This is a genomic window from Promicromonospora soli (assembly GCF_014653785.1).
In the GTDB taxonomy this organism is placed as follows: Bacteria; Actinomycetota; Actinomycetes; order Actinomycetales; family Cellulomonadaceae; genus Promicromonospora; species Promicromonospora soli.
In genome coordinates this window covers 407057-424719 of record NZ_BNAS01000003.1, presented here as the reverse complement: position 1 = coordinate 424719, position 17663 = coordinate 407057, and the positions used below count along the sequence as shown (strand labels likewise).

Annotated in this window: 17 protein-coding genes; 9 read left to right on the top strand and 8 right to left on the bottom strand. The window is 72.2% G+C overall.

Annotated elements, in window-relative coordinates; genetic code table 11:
* The first annotated feature begins 25 nt into the window (after positions 1-25).
* Positions 26-625 carry a DsbA family protein gene (locus IE250_RS11965; protein ID WP_229872379.1) on the top strand — a complete coding sequence of 200 codons (600 nt, stop codon included), beginning with the start codon at positions 26-28 and terminating at the stop codon, positions 623-625.
* Between the two features lie 13 nt (positions 626-638).
* On the opposite strand, the gene nhaA is transcribed toward IE250_RS11965, so the two are convergent.
* Both nhaA and IE250_RS11955 read right to left on the bottom strand, forming a co-directional pair.
* Positions 639-2039, bottom strand: coding sequence for a Na+/H+ antiporter NhaA (gene nhaA / locus IE250_RS11960; protein ID WP_229872378.1), 1401 nt, complete (start codon positions 2037-2039; stop codon positions 639-641).
* Between the two features lie 29 nt (positions 2040-2068).
* The gene (locus IE250_RS11955; RefSeq protein WP_189669502.1) at positions 2069-2896 is read right to left on the bottom strand and encodes a helix-turn-helix transcriptional regulator; all 828 of its coding nucleotides are present in this window, start codon (positions 2894-2896) and stop codon (positions 2069-2071) included.
* 100 nt (positions 2897-2996) lie between these two features.
* Here IE250_RS11955 and IE250_RS11950 point away from each other — a divergent pair, with 100 nt between their 5' ends.
* From IE250_RS11950 to IE250_RS11940, 3 genes are all read left to right on the top strand, one after another.
* Entirely contained in the window at positions 2997-3746 is a 750-nt protein-coding gene (locus tag IE250_RS11950; protein ID WP_189669501.1) for an SDR family oxidoreductase, read from the top strand.
* A 99-nt stretch (positions 3747-3845) separates the two neighbouring features.
* A complete protein-coding gene (locus IE250_RS11945) occupies positions 3846-4682 on the top strand; it encodes a rhamnogalacturonan acetylesterase (protein WP_189669500.1) in 837 nt (278 codons plus the stop codon).
* 95 nt (positions 4683-4777) lie between these two features.
* A complete protein-coding gene (locus IE250_RS11940) occupies positions 4778-5962 on the top strand; it encodes an NAD(P)/FAD-dependent oxidoreductase (protein WP_189669499.1) in 1185 nt (394 codons plus the stop codon).
* Between the two features lie 108 nt (positions 5963-6070).
* Here the strand turns inward: IE250_RS11940 and IE250_RS11935 are convergent, their stop codons facing one another.
* On the bottom strand, positions 6071-6568 hold the full coding sequence (locus tag IE250_RS11935) for a hypothetical protein (RefSeq protein WP_189669498.1): 498 nt from the start codon (positions 6566-6568) through the stop codon (positions 6071-6073).
* A gap of 246 nt (positions 6569-6814) precedes the next feature.
* A complete protein-coding gene (locus IE250_RS11930) occupies positions 6815-8623 on the bottom strand; it encodes a flavin-containing monooxygenase (protein WP_189669497.1) in 1809 nt (602 codons plus the stop codon).
* Between the two features lie 124 nt (positions 8624-8747).
* Here IE250_RS11930 and IE250_RS11925 point away from each other — a divergent pair, with 124 nt between their 5' ends.
* A complete protein-coding gene (locus IE250_RS11925) occupies positions 8748-9218 on the top strand; it encodes a MarR family winged helix-turn-helix transcriptional regulator (RefSeq protein WP_229872377.1) in 471 nt (156 codons plus the stop codon).
* 10 nt (positions 9219-9228) lie between these two features.
* Here IE250_RS11925 and IE250_RS11920 read toward each other — a convergent pair whose 3' ends face one another.
* Positions 9229-10917 carry an NAD(P)/FAD-dependent oxidoreductase gene (locus tag IE250_RS11920; protein WP_189669496.1) on the bottom strand — a complete coding sequence of 563 codons (1689 nt, stop codon included), beginning with the start codon at positions 10915-10917 and terminating at the stop codon, positions 9229-9231.
* A 93-nt stretch (positions 10918-11010) separates the two neighbouring features.
* Between IE250_RS11920 and IE250_RS11915 the strand changes: the two genes are divergently transcribed.
* Positions 11011-12615: a CocE/NonD family hydrolase gene (locus tag IE250_RS11915; protein ID WP_189669495.1), complete on the top strand. Its 1605-nt coding sequence runs from the start codon at positions 11011-11013 to the stop codon at positions 12613-12615.
* On the opposite strand, the gene IE250_RS11910 is transcribed toward IE250_RS11915, so the two are convergent.
* Together IE250_RS11910 and sigJ are read right to left on the bottom strand one after the other, a co-directional pair.
* Entirely contained in the window at positions 12599-13780 is a 1182-nt protein-coding gene (locus tag IE250_RS11910) for an NAD(P)/FAD-dependent oxidoreductase (protein WP_189669494.1), read from the bottom strand. The genes IE250_RS11915 and IE250_RS11910 overlap by 17 nt on opposite strands.
* Before the next feature lie 88 nt (positions 13781-13868).
* Positions 13869-14822: an RNA polymerase sigma factor SigJ gene (gene sigJ, locus IE250_RS11905; protein WP_189669493.1), complete on the bottom strand. Its 954-nt coding sequence runs from the start codon at positions 14820-14822 to the stop codon at positions 13869-13871.
* 165 nt (positions 14823-14987) lie between these two features.
* Between sigJ and IE250_RS11900 the strand changes: the two genes are divergently transcribed.
* From IE250_RS11900 to IE250_RS11890, 3 genes are read left to right on the top strand one after another with little or no spacing between them, the layout of a single operon-like run.
* Entirely contained in the window at positions 14988-15581 is a 594-nt protein-coding gene (locus IE250_RS11900) for a molybdopterin-dependent oxidoreductase (RefSeq protein ID WP_189669492.1), read from the top strand.
* A complete protein-coding gene (locus tag IE250_RS11895; protein WP_189669491.1) occupies positions 15578-16339 on the top strand; it encodes an FAD-binding oxidoreductase in 762 nt (253 codons plus the stop codon). Before IE250_RS11900 ends, IE250_RS11895 begins: the two co-directional genes overlap by 4 nt.
* Complete coding sequence (locus IE250_RS11890; RefSeq protein ID WP_189669490.1) at positions 16340-16597, top strand: DUF6510 family protein; 258 nt, start codon at positions 16340-16342, stop codon at positions 16595-16597.
* Here IE250_RS11890 and IE250_RS11885 read toward each other — a convergent pair.
* Positions 16578-17486 carry a phosphatidylinositol-specific phospholipase C/glycerophosphodiester phosphodiesterase family protein gene (locus tag IE250_RS11885; protein WP_189669489.1) on the bottom strand — a complete coding sequence of 303 codons (909 nt, stop codon included), beginning with the start codon at positions 17484-17486 and terminating at the stop codon, positions 16578-16580. The genes IE250_RS11890 and IE250_RS11885 overlap by 20 nt on opposite strands.
* Positions 17487-17663 lie beyond the last annotated feature (177 nt).

The following is a 17663-nucleotide window of genomic DNA, read 5'->3' as shown; positions in this document are numbered from 1 at the left end:
CGGCGCGGGTGCAACGATTGGTCCCATGACGACGGACGAATCCACTCCGGAAGCGACATCGATCGCCGCCCAGAGCGCAGCGCCGGTCAGCGGCCACGACCCCGAGTTCGCGTTCCGCTGGGCGTACGGCAACCCCGAGGCGCCGTTCACGATCGTGGAGTTCGGCGACTTCGAATGCCCGTACTGCGGTGCGGCGAAGCCCGTGCTGGCCGAGCTGATCAACGGGTCCGAGGGCCAGGTCCGCCTGGTGTGGCGCCACTTCCCCCTGTTCGAGCCGCACCCGTACGCACTGACGGCGGCTCTCGCGGCCGAGGCCGCGGGCCATCAGGGCGCGTTCTGGCCGATGGCCGGCCTGCTCTTCAAGAACCAGGACAAGCTCGACGACGCGTCGATAGTCCGCTACGGGGAGCAGCTCGGGCTCGACACCGCCAGGCTGGTGGGCGACCAGGCCCAGCGCTTCGCCGACGCCGTCCGCACCGACTACCAGGACGGCATCGACGCCGGCGTGCACGGCACGCCCACGCTGTTCATCAACGGCGAGCCGTACACGGACGGCGTCACGGTCACCGACCTGCGGGACACGATGGGACTGTCCCGCAAGCGCGCATCCCGCTTCCGCCGGTAGGGCGGCCCGTCGGTCACGCCGGCGGGCGCCATGTCCCTTCGGGCAGCGGCGGCGGGCCCTGGGCCTCGTTCGGCGAGCACAGCGGCAGGCGGTCGCCGAAGTACCGGAGGATCACCGCGCCGATCACGCCCGACAGGATCGACCCCACGAGGATGCCGACCTTGGCCTCGTTGATCAGGGCCTCGTCGTCGAACGCGAGCTCGCTGACGAACAGCGCGATGGTGAAGCCGATCCCGCACAGGAACGCGCCCCCGGCGAGGTGCCCGTAGCGCACCTGGCCCGGGAGGGTGCCCAGCCCCGTCACCAGGGCGACCATCGCGCCGGCGAAGACACCGATCCCCTTGCCGAGCACCAGGCCGACGAGCACGCCGAGCGTGACGGGGCTGGACATGGCGGCGCTGATCGACTCGCCGGACAGCGCGACGCCCGCGTTGGCGAACCCGAACACCGGCACGACGACGTACGAGCTCAGCGGGTGGAGCGCGTCGAGGAGGCGGTCGCTCGTCGGGACGGCGGATCGCGCGGCGCTCACCGCGAGGCGCGAGCGCGCGGGGTTGAGCTCCTCCATGAGGGCACGCCCGTAGAACCCGAGGTGCCTACGCGCCTCGTCGTCGCGCCCGCGGAGGGCGGTCGGGAACGCGAGGCCCACCATGACGCCCGCCAGTGTCGGGTGCAGGCCCGACTCGAGGACCGCCACCCACAGGACCACGCCCACGAGCAGGTACGGGGCGATCTGCCAGATGCCGAGCCAGCGCATCGCGAACAGGATGACCACGAGCAGCGCCGAGACCGCCAGCGCGCCCATCGAGATCGCGTCGGAGTAGAAGATGCCGAGCAGGGCGATGGCCCCGATGTCGTCGAAGATCGCCAGCGTCAGCAGGAAGACGCGCAGCTGGTCGGGGCAGCGTGGCCCGACCAGCGCGAGCACACCGATGACAAACGCCGTGTCGGTGGACATCGGCAGGCCCCAGCCGGACGCGTCGGGCCCGGACGGGTTGAGCAGCAGGTACATCCCGATCGGGACGGCCAGCCCGCCGATGGCCCCGAAGAGCGGCACGGACGCGGCGCGGAACGTGCGCAGCTCGCCGACCGTGAGCTCGCGGTTGACCTCGACTCCGACCACGAGGAAGAACACGGCCATGAGGAAGTCATTGACCCAGTGGTGCAGCGTGAGGGACAGGTCCCAGGTGCCGACCGTGAGGTTGATCGGCGTCTCCCACAGCGCGTGGTACGAGTCGCCCGCGACGTTCGCCCAGACCAGCGCGATGGCCGACGCCGCGAGCAGGAGCGTCGCTCCCCCGCCCTCGGTCGCGAAGTAGCTGCGCAACCCGGGCGACAAGCGCGGGTACGGGATGTCGACCCTGGGCCTGGGACCGGGCCGGGTAGGAACTCCGGTGGGGATCCGGTCTGTCACGGCTCAAGAATGCCAGACGCCGGGGGTTGTCATCCGATCGTCCGGGTGGCGGCCAGCGTGCCGAGCAGGGACAGCGCCTGCGCGGCGGGCGAGCCCGGCGGCGCGTGGTAGACCACGAGCTCCTGCCCGGGCGCGCCGCGGACGTCGAACACGTGCACGCGCAGCTCCAGGTGACCGACCTCGGGGTGCAGGAAACGCTTCGTGGTGAGGCGTTTCCCCCGGGCGTCGTTCTGCTCCCACATCGTCACGAAGTCGGGGCTCTTCACGCGCAGCTCGTCGACGACCTCCCGGATGGCCGGGCTGCCCGGCGTGAGCCCGTCGGCCAGGCGCAGCCCGGCGACGGTGTTCTCCGCGACGAGGTGCCAGTCCGGGTAGAACGTGCGCGCCCGCGGGTCGAGGAAGGTCGAGCGGGTCAGGTTCCGGGAGAACTGGAACCCGCCGAAGAGCGCCTCGCCGAGGGGGTTGCTCGCCAGCACGTCGAACGCCCGCCCGAGCACTATCGCGGGGCTGTCCCGCCAGGAGAGCATGAGCTCCAGCAGCGAGGCATCCGCCTCTTCGACCGGCGCCGGCGGCTCGGGCCGGGGGCTGAGCCCGGCCAGCCGGTACAGGTGCTGCCGCCCGTCGTGGTCCAGGCGCAGCACCTCGCCGAGCGAGTCGAGCACCTGTGGTGACGGGCTCACCTCCCGGCCCTGCTCCAGCCGGACGTAGTAGTCCACGCTGACGCCGGTCAGCATGGCCACCTCCTCGCGGCGCAGGCCGACGACGCGGCGCCTCCCGTAGACCGGCAGCCCGAGCGCTTCCGGCGTCAGCTGAGCCCGCCTTCCGCGCAGGTAGTCGCCGAGGGGTGAGGAGGTCATGCCTTCGAAGGTACGCCTCACGCCGGGCGTATCCAGGGTGTGTCGCACCCAGGAAGACGGCGTCCTTCCTGGCCGCCCGGCGGCGCCGCAGCCTGGACGCATGACAACAACAGCACTCCCATCCAGCACCCCCCGCGTCGTCCTCGTCACCGGTGCGAGCAGCGGTATCGGCGAGGCCACGGCTGTCCGGCTAGCGTCGGAGGGCCACCAGGTAGTCCTCGGCGCACGGCGCACGGACCGCCTGGAGGCGGTAGCCGCCCGCATCCGGGCCGACGGCGGACGGGCCGGCGTCCGGCGCCTCGACGTGACCGACCCCGACGACGTCCGCGCCGTCGTGGACCGCATCGTCGAGGAGCACGGGCGCATCGACGTCATCGTTAACAACGCCGGCGTGATGCCGCTGTCCCGGCTCGACGCCCTTCTGGTCGACGAGTGGGACCGGATGATCGAGGTCAACGTCAAGGGGCTGCTCCACGGCATCGCCGCGGTGCTGCCGCACTTCCAACGGCAGGGCGGCGGGCACGTCGTGACCATCGCCTCGGTCGGGGCGCACGAAGTGGTCCCGACGTCGGCCGTCTACTCCGCGACGAAGTTCGCGGCGTGGGCGATCACCGAGGGGCTGCGGCTCGAGTCGGACCCGAGCATCCGGGTCACCACCATCACGCCGGGCGTGGTCGAGAGCGAGCTCGCCGAGCACATCTCGGACCCCGGGGCGCAGAGCGCCATGCGGACCTATCGCCGCAACGCCATCCCCGCGGACGCGATCGCGCGGGCGATCTCGTTCGCCCTCGCCCAACCCGCCGACGTCGACGTGAACGAGATCATCGTGCGCCCGGCGGCCCAGCGATGAGCACACCGCACGATCTCGACGGCATCGCACCACCTCGCCGGGTGCGCCAGGTGGCCTGCTAGCATCTCGGGAAACCGGTTACCGAGAGGCAAAGACGCCATGAATCGAAAGTCCGACCCGAGCCGCCGCACCTTCCTCCTGACCGGCCTCGCTGCCGCGTCGCTAGGAGCCACCGCCGGACCCGCGGCAGCGGCACAGGCGCCTCGGACCGCCGCCGGCAAGACGTCCCCCGTCGGCACCATCTACATCGCGGGCGACTCCACCGCCGCGCCCAAGGACCTGGCGAACGCCCCCGAGACCGGCTGGGGCATGGCCCTGCCGTTCTACCTGTCACGACGCATCGCAGTGGCCAACCACGCGCGCAACGGCCGGAGCTCCAAGAGCTTCGTCGACGAGGGCCGCCTGGACGCGATCGCCAGGACGATCACGGCGGGCGACGTCCTGGTGACCCAGTTCTCGCACAACGACGAAAAGATCGCGGATCCCGCGCGCGGCACCGACCCCTGGACCACGTACCAGGAGTACCTGACCATGTACGTCGACGTGGCCCGGTCCGCCGGCGCCCTGCCTGTGTTCGCAACCAGCGCCGAACGCCGCCGGTTCGACGCGAGCGGGAACGCCGTAGAGACCCACGGCGAGTACCCGCACGCCATGCGTGCCCTCGCGGAGCGGCTCGAGGTGCCGGTGATCGACGTCCAGGTCCAGACCCTCGCGCTGTGGCAGGAGCTCGGGCCGGAGGAGACCAAGAACTACTTCCTGTGGACCGACACGAAGCAGGACAACACGCACTTCAAGCCGCATGGTGCATCCGCGGTAGCAGTCATGGTGGCGCGTGGGCTGGCCCGCACGAGCCTGCTGGGCCCGCGTGACCTGCGCCGGCTGGACGAGGTGCCCGCCGACGACTGGTTCACCTGGCTTCCCGCGCCGCCTGAGTGACCGGTGAGCTCGTCGGTTACGCTCGCCGAAGTCAGAGGACCGCGGCCCGGTCGACGCGACCGGAAGATGCCGCACGGCGCAGAGGGGCAGCGGACATGGCGCGGCAGACAGTGATCGTCGGAGCAGGAGTTGTCGGGACCGCCATCGCCGCGGAGCTGGCCGCGCTCGACGGTTTCGAGGTGACGGTGCTCGAACGGGAGACCGGCAGCCCGCGCGGTTCGACAGCCTTCGCCCCGGGGCTCGTCGGCCTGTACAACGAGGCGGCGATCCTCACCACGCTCGCGCGCGAGTCCGCGGAGGTCTACTCGTCGCTCGGCTCCGGGTTCGCGCGGTCCGGCGGGATCGAGATCGCCACCTCGACCGACGGCGCCCACGAGCTGGCGCAGCGGGCGGAGCAGGCCCGCGCCGTCGGTCTGCTCGTCACGGAGACGGCGCCCGGGGACCTCCCCGCGTCCGTCGCCGCGGTGGTGAACGCGGATCGCGCCGTAGCGGCATGGCAGTACGCGCTGGACGGCACTGCCGCTCCCGTCGTCCTCACCGCGGCGCTCCGACGTCGGGCGGCCGACGCCGGCGCCCGGTTCGTCACGGGCGCCGAGGTCGTCGGCATCACCCCGGGGCAGCCGACCCGCGTCCGCACCCGCGACGGCAAGACCTGGGCGGCCGACGACGTGATCCTCGCGGCCGGTGTGTGGGGCCCGACCCTCGCGGATCTGGTCGGCCTCGACCTCCCTCTGGTCCCGGTCGCCCACCCGTACGTCTACGGACCCCGGCGCGCGGACCTCCACGAGGGGCCGTTCCTCCGCTGGCCCGAGGACCACGTCTACGGCCGCGTGCACGGCGATCGGCTCGGCCTGGGGACCTACGACCATGCGCCCGTCGTGATCGGCCAGGACGGCCTCGACCAGGGCACCGGGCTCGCCTGGTCAGCGAACCTCACCCCGGCGATCGACGAGGCGCAGCTCCTGCTCGATCCGGCGGTGCGCTTCGAGCCCGAGGAGCGGGTCAACGGCGTCTTCGCGATCACGCCCGACAACCTGCCGTTCCTGGGCCCCCACCCCGAGGCACCCGGCGTGTGGGTCGCCCAGGCGATCTGGGCCACGCACGCGGCGGGCGCGGCCCGGGCCCTCCGCCACGCGCTGACCGGCGCCGCACCTGTGCCGGCGGCCCTGGCGGTCGGCCGGTTCGCCGGCCACGACCGCCAGGAGCTCACCACTGGCGCGCTGCGCCTCTACCGGGACATCTACGCCAACGACACAGCGTCCACCACCGCACCGTACTGAAGGGTGTTCAGCAGGCCCGAGCGACCATTATCCCCGGGATAATGGTCGTCCAGAGCCTGCTGAACACCGGTCAGAAACCCCCGGCGGCCGTACGGAGAGCGGCGCCCGTCAGCGCCGCCGGGGCAGGGGCCTCGGCTCGTCCGGGCCGGCTCCGCCGTCGGACCCCGCGCCCGGGGCCATGGCCGTGGCCAGCTCGCTCTCGTCCGCGGTCGCCCGGCAGTAGACGCGCCTGCCGCTGCCCTTGCACAGCTCGTGCAGGCCGGCGGCGAAGGCGTGCAGGTCCTCCGGGGCGGAGCGGCGGAACCGCCGCGACAGGGACCAGTGCCTGACGACGTCGTCCAGCGTCGTCGGCCGCACCATCCCGAACAGCGACACCAGGTGGTTGGACAGCCGGATCACGAGCCGGGCGCCGTCAGGGCTCTCGGCGACGAGCTGTGCGCTGCGCAGGCCGTCGTCCCCGACCGGACCGCCGAGCAGGCGCTCCAGCTGCCCGAGCACCGAAGCGGGGTCGACGACGTGGGATCCCACACTTCCGACGATCGCCTCGCCGTCGATGGTCTGGGCCGCGGTCTCGTCGTCTGGGACGGAGAAATACTCGAACCTCATGCGCGCATCTTTCCGCATGTCAGGGGGTGCTCAGTGCCACGGCCGCCGTCGGTCCCTGGCCGAAAGTCCGCCCCGACCACGCGGTTGCGCATGCTTCTGGCGCCAGAAGCATGCGCAACCGCGTGGTCGAAGCGGACTTTCGCATGATCGGCGCCGGGTCAGCCGCCGTTCGACTGGCGGATGCCGTCGGCGAGCGCCTCGAACTCGCCGCGAGCGCCGACAGCGCGACCGGCAGCGCGCCGAGCCTCATTCGGCGCCCACCAGGACGTCGCTCAGGTCGCTCGCGCGCCAGTCCCGCAGCAGGCGGTGGAAGGCGACCGGCCCCGGGCCGTAGGCGGAGCTGCCCTGGGTGCCAGCGCCCTCCCGGTTGTAGTAGCCGGGGGTGCACTCCGCCTGGAAGGCGCTGTTGTCGTGGCTGGAGTCGCGGATGGTCTGCGACCAGCCGGCCTGCGCCTGTTCCGAGGGCTCTACGTAGCGGGCGCCCGCCGCGCGGCTCTCGGCGATGACGGCGGCGATGTGCTCGGCCTGCTCCTGCAGGATGTGCACGAAGTTCACGGAGTTGGCGTTCTGCAGGGATCCGAGGTGGAAGAGGTTCGGGAACCCGTGGCTGTAGAACCCGTGCAGCGTCATGGGGCCGCGGCGCCCCCAGGTCTCGAGGAGCGTCTGGCCACCGCGGCCGGTCACGGGCATGGTCCCGGACAGGACGCCGGAGACGCCGACCTCGAAACCCGTGGCGAAGATGACGCAGTCGACCTCGTACTCGACGTCGCCCACGACGACGCCGGTCTGAGTCATGCGCGTGATTCCGCCGAAGTCCGCCGTGTCGACGAGCGTGACGTTGGGCCGGTTGAAGGTCGGCAGGTAGAGGTCGCTGAAGGTCGGTCGCTTGCACATGTAGCGGTACCAGGGCTTGAGCAGCTCGGCGGTCGCGGGGTCGGTGACCACCTCGTCGACGCGGGCGCGGATCTGATTCATCTTCGCGAGGTCGACGAGATCGTCGATCCGCTCGCGCTCCTCGGCGGACACGCTGGTGTCCACGGCGCCGGAGACGACCTTGCGCTGCAGCTGGGCGGTCGACGTCCAGCCGTCCTGCGTCAGGTCCCCGTCGACGGGCTCACCGGAGACGACGGCGAGGAAGTTGTCCATGCGTTCCCGCTGCCAGCCGGGGCGGAGCGATGCGGCCCACTCCGGGTCGGTGGGGCGGTTGTCCCGGACGTCGACCGACGAGGGGGTGCGCTGGAAGACGACGAGCTGCTCGGCGTCGCGCGCCACGAACGGGATGACCTGCACGCCGGTGGCGCCCGTGCCCACCACTGCCACCTTCTTGTCGGCGAGCCCGGTCAGGCCGCCGAACTGGTCGCCGCCGGTGTAGCCGTAGTCCCACCGGCTCGTGTGGAAGGTGTGGCCGCGGAAGGTCTCGATGCCGGGGATGCCCGGGAGCTTGGGCTCGGTGAGCGTGCCGGAGGAGGTGATCACGTAGCGGGCGCGCATGCGGTCTCCGCGATCGGTCCGCACCACCCACTCGTCCGCCGCCTCGTCCCAGTCCAGCGCGGTCACCCTGGTATGGAACACCGCGTCGCGGTACAGGTCGTACTTCCGCGCGATGGCGACGGCGTGCCGCCGGATCTCCTCGCCGGGCGCGTAGCGCCACTCCGGCACGGAGCCGACCTCCTCGAGGAGCGGCATGTAGACGTAGGACTGGATGTCGCAGTGGATGCCGGGGTAACGGTTCCAGTACCAGGTCCCGCCGAAGTCGCCGGCCTCGTCCATCATGCGCAGGTTCTCGACGCCGGCCTGGCGCAGGCGTGCACCCGTGACAAGGCCGCCGAACCCGCCGCCGACGACGAGCACCTCGACGGTGTCCGTCAGCGGCTCGCGCTCGACCCGAGGGGTGTACGGATCAGTGGCGTAGTAGCCGAAGGAACCGGCCGTGCGCCGGTACTGGGTTGCCCCGTCCGGGCGGATGCGCCGGTCCCGCTCCGCGGCGTACTTCGCCCGGAGCGCGTCGACGTCCAGCTCCTCGATGGTCGGCGTCGCCTGGGAAGAGGTTGTCATGTGTGGCCCCTCGCTGGGATCGGTTGGTCCGGCCACCGTAAACTTAACCTGGTCCTAAGTAAATAGGTTAGGCTGATCCTAAGTAAACACGGCCGGACATCCCTGCACGAACTACGGTGGGCACGTGAAAGAGACCGGCGACGACGAGCGCATGCGGCTGGCCGAGCAGATCCGCGTCCTCAGCATCGCGTTCGAGACCGGGGCGCTGCCTACTCTCCTCACGCCGTTGCTGACGGTGGAGCTCACGATCCAGCAGCTCAAGGTCCTCACGATGCTGGTCACCACGGACGAGGGCATGACGGGGAGCGGGCTCGCGGAGGCGTTCGGCGTCTCCATGGCCTCGATGTCCGGGCTGCTCGATCGGCTCGTGGCGCAGGGCATGGCCGAGCGCTCGAGCGACCCCCACGACGCGCGCGTCCGCCGGATCCACGCGACGGAGCACGGCCGGTCCGCCATGCGTCGCCTGGTCGCCGCGCGCCCCGAGTTCGCCGACGACGTCCTCATGCGCATCCCGCTCGACGACCTTCGAGGGCTCGCCCGGGGCATGGCCGCCGTCGGCGCCGAGCTGGAACGCCTCCACTCCCGGAACCAGTGAACCGACCGGGTCAGGCCCCGAACTCGCGGGCGCGCAGCCGCTCCAGGTGGGCGTGGATCAGCGGCAGCACCGACGCGCCCTCGCCGCTCGCTGACGCGACACGCTTCATGGACCCGGCGCGCACGTCGCCGACCGCGAAGATGCCCGGCACCGTCGTCTCCAGGCTCGCGGGCGGGTCGCCGTCGATCCAGGCTTCGCGGGGCACGTCCCGGCCGGTCAGAACAAAGCCTCGCTCGTCGAGCGCCACGCCGTCGGGCAGCCAAGAACAGTCCGGCTCGGCGCCGAGCAGGCAGAACAGGCCGTCGGCGAGCGTCTTGCCGGCCTCGCCGGTATCGAGGTCCTCGAGGCGCAGCCACTGCAGCCGCCCGTCCCCGCCGCCGTCGGCGACCACGGTCCGGGTCCGCACCTGGATGTTCGACGTCGCCGCGATCTCGCGCACCAGGTAGTCCGACATCGTCTCCGCGAGGGCCGCGCGTCGGACCAGGATCGTCACCGCGCCGGCGAACTTGGCGAGGTGGACGGCGGCCTGGCCGGCCGAGTTCCCGCCCCCGACCACGTAGACGTCGCGGTCCTGCATCTCACGCGCCATCGACGTCGCGGCCCCGTAGTACACGCCGGCGCCCACGAGGTCGTCGACGCCGGGCACGCCCAGGCGCCGATAGGTCACCCCGGTCGCGAGGACGACGGTGCGGGCGCACATCTGGGCACCGGCGACGTGCACGTGCTGGTGCTCGGGCTCGTCGGCGGGACCAGGCGCGACACTGATCGCCGGGCGCCCGGTGTAGAAGCGCGCGCCGAACCGGCCGGCCTGGATGCGGGACCGCTGCGCGAGCCGCATGCCCGAGATGCCGCGCGGGAAGCCGAGGTAGTTGCGGATCATGGAGCTCGACCCGGCCTGGCCACCGATCGCGTCGCGTTCGAGCACTACCGTGGCCAGCCCCTCGGACGCCGCGTAGACGGCCGCCGCGAGGCCCGCTGGACCGGCGCCGACGATAGCGACATCCGCGATCACACCCTGCGGGATCGTGTCGAACCCGCCGTACATCGCCTCGGCGACCGCAGCCGGCGTCGCCGCGGACAGGACCCTGCCGGTGAAGGCCCGGACCAGGGGCAGCTCCGCCCCGGCCCCGGCCGCCTCGACGATCTCCTCCGCCTCGTCGTCGCCCGGAGCGAGCACGCGGTGCGGGATGCCAAGTCGCTCCAGGAGGTCCCGGATCGCCGCCGCACCACGGTCGCCCGACTCCGCGACCAGGTCCGTCACGGTCACCAGCGGCCGCCCCACCGACCATCCCCACTCCGACAGCAGCTCGATCAGCGCCGTGTGGAACTCCTCGTCCCGCGGGCCGCGCGGGATGAGGATGAAGGTGTCCATGTCGCGCCGCAGAGCGGCCGCACGCAGGTCGCCGATGGCGTCGGCGAAGTCCTCGAACCCGACGAGAGCCACGCGCCGCGCCGTCGCGACGATGGCCGGCACATGGTGCAGGAACTCGATCGACGTGCCCTCGTCCAGGTGGTGCTCGGCCGCGATCATCGCGATCTGCGCGCCGTCGGCCACGAGCTCGCGCGCACGGTCCAGCCCCGCGTCGAAGCCCACGGCCGTCTCGATGCGGTAGTCGCGGTCGTACCGGGCGCGGAACTCCTGCTCGACGACGTCGGCGTGCTCGCCGACGACCAGGAGGATGACTGGCCTGTCGTCCATGGCGCTCAGCGTAGAGGCTGCCGATTGCGAGTGCGCCCGGCCGGGCATCTCATCGAAGTGTCGGAGGACCGGCCGCACGCGGGGGGCACAGGGTTGGGGACGAGCACACGACACATCGAGGACGGCGTCCTGCTCGAGCAGGACGTGGAGATACCGGCACGTGACGGCACGCGGCTGCGCGCGAACGTCTTCCGCCCCGACGACGCCGAACGCCGGCCCGTCGTCGCGTCCGTCACGCCGTACGGCAAGGACCTCATGCCGAACCAGATCGGCATGGCCTTCATGCGGATCTCGGGCGTGCGCTTCGGCCGCCTCGCGCACTCCCGGTGGACGAGCTTCGAGGCGCCGGACCCGCTCTTCTGGACCCGCGCCGGCTACGTGGTGATCCAGGCCGACGTCCGCGGGATGCACAGCTCCCCGGGGAGCGCCGGCCTGCTGACCAGGCGGGACGCGGACGACTACGAGGACGTCATCACCTGGGCCGCCGAGCAACCCTGGTCGACGGGTGACGTCGCGCTGTGCGGTGTGTCGTACCTGGCGATGTCGCAGTGGCGGGTCGCGGGGCGCCGCCCGCCCGCGCTCCGCGCGATCATCCCGTGGGAGGGCGCCACCGACCTGCTTCGCGAGTTCGGCTATCAGGACGGCATACCCGAGACGCGGTTCATCAAGGTGTGGTGGCGGTTCCGGATGCGGCGTGGGCGCCATATCGGCGGCCACATGGTCGAGAACTTTCCGCGGGACCGCGACAAGCACCCGCTCGACGACGCGTACTGGGCGGCCAAGCGCCCCGCGCTCGAACGGATCGAGGTGCCTGCACTCGTCGGCGCAGGATGGGGCGACCACGGCCTGCACACCCGCGGGTCGATAGTGGGCTTCGAACGCATGGCCTCGGAGCGGAAGTGGCTGTACACCCACGGTGGACGCAAGTGGGAGACCTTCTACAGCGAGGAGGCGAAGCAGCACCAGCGGCGCTTCCTCGACCATGTCGTCAAGGGCGAGGACAACGGCTGGGCGGACCAGCCGCGGGTGCGCCTCGAGACGCGCCGGACCCGCGACGACCGGCCCGTGCGGTACGTGGACGCGTGGCCGGTGCCCGCGGACCACCGGCCGCTCTACCTGACGGCCGACGGCCGGCTCGCCCCGGCGCCGCCTGCGGAAGCCGGCTCGGTGACCTACCGTGGGGAGGGCCACCGACCCGGTGACCGCGCCTCCTTCTCCTACCGGTTCGAGCAGGAGACAGAGCTCACGGGCGGGATGAACCTCGTGCTCTGGGTGAGCACCGACGGTGACGACCTCGACCTGTTCGCCGTGATCAGGAAGTTCGACGCCGCAGGCCGCCACGTGCCGTTCTTCGGCTACAACGGCTTCGCGGACGACGCCGTCGCCAAGGGGTGGCTCCGAGCGTCGCACCGAGAGCTCGACCCCGAACGCAGCCGGCCGGACCGCCCGTGGCACACCCACGCCCGCGAGGAGCGCCTCCTGCCAGGACAGATCGTGCCGGTCGAGATCGAGATCCTGCCCTCGAGCACGGTCTTCGAGGCAGGATCGCAGCTGCGCGTGGACGTGCTCGGCCACGACGCCGACCGGTACCCAGGTTTCCGGCACCGCCGCAACCGCAACCGCGGCCGGCACCACATCCACGTCGGCGGACGCTACGACTCGCGCCTCGTGGTCCCGGTGGTCAGCCGGCCGGGATGAGCGGCGCGCCCTGCCTCACCACGCGACGCCGTCGTGCCGGGTAGGTCAGCGGGTGGGCGACCACGAACGCGGCGCCCGCGCAGACCAGCTCCTTGTACCGGGCGGCGAGGCGCCCGCCGGGCGCGGCGGGCTTGGCACGGTCGTCTGCGGTGACCAGCTGGATGAGGGCGTCGTTCCGGCCCAGGCTGATGCACTGGTGCACGTAGCCCAGCGGCATGTTCGGGAGCTTGCCGCCGGTCAGGCGCGCGACGATGGAGTCGGCGGCCTGCCACGCCATCGGGATGCCCGACGCGCACGACATCCGCAGCGGGGTGCTCAGCGGCCCGTGGGCGAGGGCGGCGTCGCCCACGGCGTAGACGTCCGGGTGGGAGACGGACCGCATGCTTCCGTCGACGACTATCCGACCGCGCTCCGAGACCTGCAGGGCCGTGGCGGCGGCGGTCGGGTGCACGGTGAAGCCGGCGGTCCACACGGTGACGTCCGACGGGATCCTGGTGCCGGTGTCGGTCACCACCTCGCCTGCGCCGACCCGCTCGACGTCGGCGTGCTCGTGGACCGTGACGCCGAGGCGACCGAAGGCCGCGCGCAGGTGCCGACGCCCCGCGGGCGAGAGCCAGTCGCCGAGGCCGCCCCGGACTGCCAGCGCGACGTCCAGGTCGCCGCGCGCCTCCGCGATCTCGCTTGCCGTCTCGATGCCGGTCAGGCCGCCCCCTACCACCACCACGCGCCGTCCGGGGGCGAGATCCCCCAGCCGCTCGCGGAGCCGGAGCGCACCCGGCCGGCTCGCGACGTCGTAGGCGTGCTCGGCGACGCCTGGCACGCCGCAGTCGTCGAGCGAGCTGCCCAGCGCGTAGACGAGGGTGTCGTAGCCCAGCTCGTCCGCGCCGTCGGCGCCGGTGAGGGCGACGGTCCGGCGGTCGACGTCGACGGCCGTGACGCGCGCGACGCGGAGAGTGGCGCCCGTGCCGGCGAGCAGATCGCGCAGCGGCCGGTGGCGCAGATCCTGTCCGGTCGCTACCTGGTGCATCCGAACCCGTTCGACGAAGTCCGGCTCTGCGTTGACGAGGGTGACGTCCACGTCGTCGGCGTGCAGGCGGCGGGCCAGGCGTCCCGCGGCGGAGGCCCCGGCGTACCCGGCTCCGAGGATGACTATGCGGTGCTTCATGGGATCTCAGCTCCCTGTCGTGGGGTGGGTCATGCCCCCTGAACTGGGCGGCGGCCCGATCCCTGACACCTGCACGGTGTGACGCCGGTCACCAGCCGCTGAGCACCGGCTCGCCGTGGTCCGCCGCCGCCCACTGCCGGCCGGCGCGGCCGAGCTTGTCCGGGTTGACCTGGCTGAGGACTGCGGCGATGCCGTCGGGGGTCACCTCGAGGGTCATCACGCCGACCAGCCGGCCGTCGACCACGGCGACCAGCGCCGGGCTGCCGTTGGCGGTCCAGGCGTAGATGTCGGGGCTCCCGCCGAGGAGCGCCCGCTTGGCGGCGGCAGGCCGGAACAGGCCGCGCAGGAACTTGGCGACGGCCGGGGCGCCGAAGAACGGCTTCGCCCGCGCCGGGATCTTGCCGCCGCCGTCGCCCACGCCCATCGCGTCGTCGGTCAGCAGCCGCACGAGCGGCTCGGTCCGCCCGCTCGCGGCGGCCGTGAGGAACTCCTCCACGACCTGCCGGGCGGCGGCCAGGTCGACATCGGCGCGGGTCCGCTCCGCGGCCACATGCTGCTTGGCACGGTGGAACGTCTGCTGGCTGCCCACCTCGGTGATCCCGAGCATCTCGGCGATCTCCGCGTGCGAGAAGGCGAACGCCTCCCGCAGCACGTAGACCGCCCGCTCGTTCGGGGTGAGGCGCTCCATCAGCACGAGCACCGCGGTCGAGACCGTGTCGCGCTGCTCTGCCGTCTCCGCCGGGCCGAGCATCGGGTCGCCGCCCAGCACGGGCTCCGGCAGCCACTGGCCCACGTAGACCTCCCGCCGGGCCCGGGCGGACCTGAGCTGGGTGAGGCACAGGTTGGTCAGCACCCGGGTCAGCCACGCCTCGGGCACCCGGACCTGCTCGCGGTCGGCGGCCTCCCACCGCAGGAAGGTCTCCTGGACGGCGTCCTCGGCCTCCGCGGCGGAGCCCAGCAGGCGGTACGCGATCGCCTCGAGACGGGCCCGGAGGCCCTCGAAGAGCACCAGCTCGTCCTGCCGAAGCGGCTCCTTGGTCATGTGCCCGACCCTACGACGTCGGCGCGCCGGGCTGGAGCGACGCGGCAAGTTCGCCCACAGGCGCGGGCCTGTTCCACGCGCACCAGGGGGACCGGCGGCAATACGCTGTCCCAACAGCCAGTCGGGGCCGGGGAGCTCGGCCCGGTCGACCAGATGGGAGCCGGCATGTCGTTCGCCACCCGTGGTTTCTCCGGCCGCAGACGCGCACCGGACGACCGCCTCCCTCCCGGCCAGACCCTGGTCCAGGACTGGCCGGTCCTCTCCGCGGGGCCCACCCCGCACGTCGATACCGCGGACTGGGAGTTCACCATCCGCGACGAGACGGGCGACGACCACCGGTGGACCTGGGACGAGCTCCTCGCGCTCGGGGCCGAGGACGTCACGCTGGACATCCACTGCGTCACCCACTGGTCGAAGCTCGACATGCCGTGGCGCGGCGTCAGCCTCGACAAGCTGTTCGAGAACGTCGAGTCCGAGCACGAGTTCGTCATGGCGCACTCCTACGGCGGCTACACGACGAACCTGCCGCTGGAGGACCTGCTGGACGGCAAGGCCTGGATCGCCACCGAGGCCGAGGGCGAGCCCCTCGACCCGGAGCACGGCGGGCCCGCCCGGCTGCTCGTGCCGCACCTCTACTTCTGGAAGAGCGCGAAGTGGATCCGCGGCCTGACCATGATGCCCAGCAACGATCCCGGGTTCTGGGAGCAGTACGGCTACCACATCTACGGCGACCCGTGGAAGGAAGAGCGGTACTGGTGAGCGCCCAGCCGGTAGCGCCACTCCGTCGGTCCCGGCCGCGCCCCGCGTGGCACGTCGCTTCCGTCGTCGAGACCCGTCCCGAGACCCCGACTGCCGCGCGGCTCATCCTCGACGTACCGACGTGGCCCGGGAGCGACGCGGGCTCCCACGTCGACCTGCGCCTCACCGCTCCGGACGGCTACCAGGCAAGCCGGTCCTACTCGATCGCCTCGTCGACGCCGGCGGGGCGCGTGGTCCTCGCGATCGACGAGCTGCCGGACGGCGAGGTCTCGCCGTTCCTGGTCCGCGAGCTGCGGCCCGGGGACAAGCTCGAGCTGCACGGCCCACTGGGTGCGTTCTTCGTCTGGCGGCCGGGCGAGAGCAGGCGGCCGGTACAGCTCATCGGGGGCGGCTCCGGCGTCGTCCCGCTCTACGCGATGGCCGCCGCGCACGGTGCCGGCGACGACCCGTCGCCCTTCCGGCTGCTGTACTCCGTCCGCACGCCCGCGGACGTCTTCTTCGCCGACGAGCTCGCCGCTCTCGCCGGGCAGGCCTTCGGGCTGGACCTCGTCTACACGCGCGAGGCACCGGACGGCTGGCCGGATGCGGCAGGGCGTCTCACCAGGGAGACCCTCGCCGCCCGCACCATCCCGGCGGAGCAGCGACCAAGCGTCTACGTCTGCGGCTCGACGGGGTTCGTCGAGGCCGTCGCGAGCTGGCTGCAGGATCTCGGCCACTCCGCGACGGATATCCACACCGAGCGCTACGGAGGCCTTTAGATGACACATCACCTCGACGGCAACGTTCTTGCGGGCGCACTCTCCGAGGTGTTCACCACCGACGTGACCGCCGCGCGCGCACGATGCGGCGGCTGCGGCCGCATGTCCCCGATCGCCGAAGCGATGGTGTACACCGACGCGCCCGGGCTCGTGGCCCGGTGCGCCGGGTGCGACCAGGTGCTCGCGACGGTCGTCGACGCGGGCGACCGCCTCATCCTCAGCCTGGCAGGGCTGAGCGCTATCGAGCTCCGGCGCTGACCACGTCGGTCGCGGCGGCCCGGTCAGCCTCGCGCCCGGCCGCACGGCGGGTGAGGAACTCGTCCAGGCCCGCCAGGTCGTCGGTGTTGATGTGGTCCACGCCGGCGTCGGCCAGCTCGGCCCACACGGCGTCGCGGGCGGCGCCGGCCTGATCGGGCGTGGCCCAGAACCGGACCCGGTAGCCGGCGGCGTGCGCCTGGTCCACGAGCTGGTGCAGGCGCTCCCGCTCGGCGTCGGGCATGGCGCCCACGCCCTGCCAGGTGAAGAGCTTGGTCCAGTTGTCGCTGACCAGCGGCATCAGGCCGGCCGGAAGGCCGGAGCCCAGGTCGCCGGACCGCCCGTCGTAGAACGCGTACCGCACGGCCTGCGAGCGCATGGTCTCCAGCGGCCGGTTGCCGCTGATGACCGCGGTCACCGGGCCCGGCCGCACACGGCCGTGCACTGACCGCTCCAGGATCGCCCGGTGATCGGCGAGCGCCTCGTGGACAGCGGCATAGGTGGGCTCGCCGGCGGACTTGATGTCGATCAGGAGCTGGAGGCTGCCGTCCCAGCCGGGATAGACGCTCCGGCCACCGCTGCCGACGAGGTCATGTAGCGGGTCCAGGTACAGGCTCTCCAAGGTGCGCGACGGGTCCACGTCCGCAAGGTCGTGCGCAACGAGCAGCTCGCCGTTGACCAGCCACACGTCCGCCTCCACGCTGGTGAAGCCGTGGGCCAGGGCATCGTAGAGCGGCCGCTCGTGCTCGTAGTCGTTGTGGGCGTGCGCAGCGTCGTGCGGGTCGCCGAGGGCGACGCCTCCCGCTGGCGGCGCGGCCGACGACGGCGCCGCCAGCCCCGCGAACAGGGTCACGGCCGCCAGGGCCGCGCCGACGATGGTTCTTCCGCGCATGGTCGTCTCCTCGAGACTCTGTGGTGTCGGCTGAACCAGCTCATGCAAGCGCCGCACGCTGACCCGCAGGTGAACGCGGCGCGACCTGGACCCGTCGGAGAGCGAAAACCCGAGGGCTGTATCGAGTCACTCGACACTCCGGCAAGGCCTACGCCGTCAGGCTTACGCGGGTGGCAG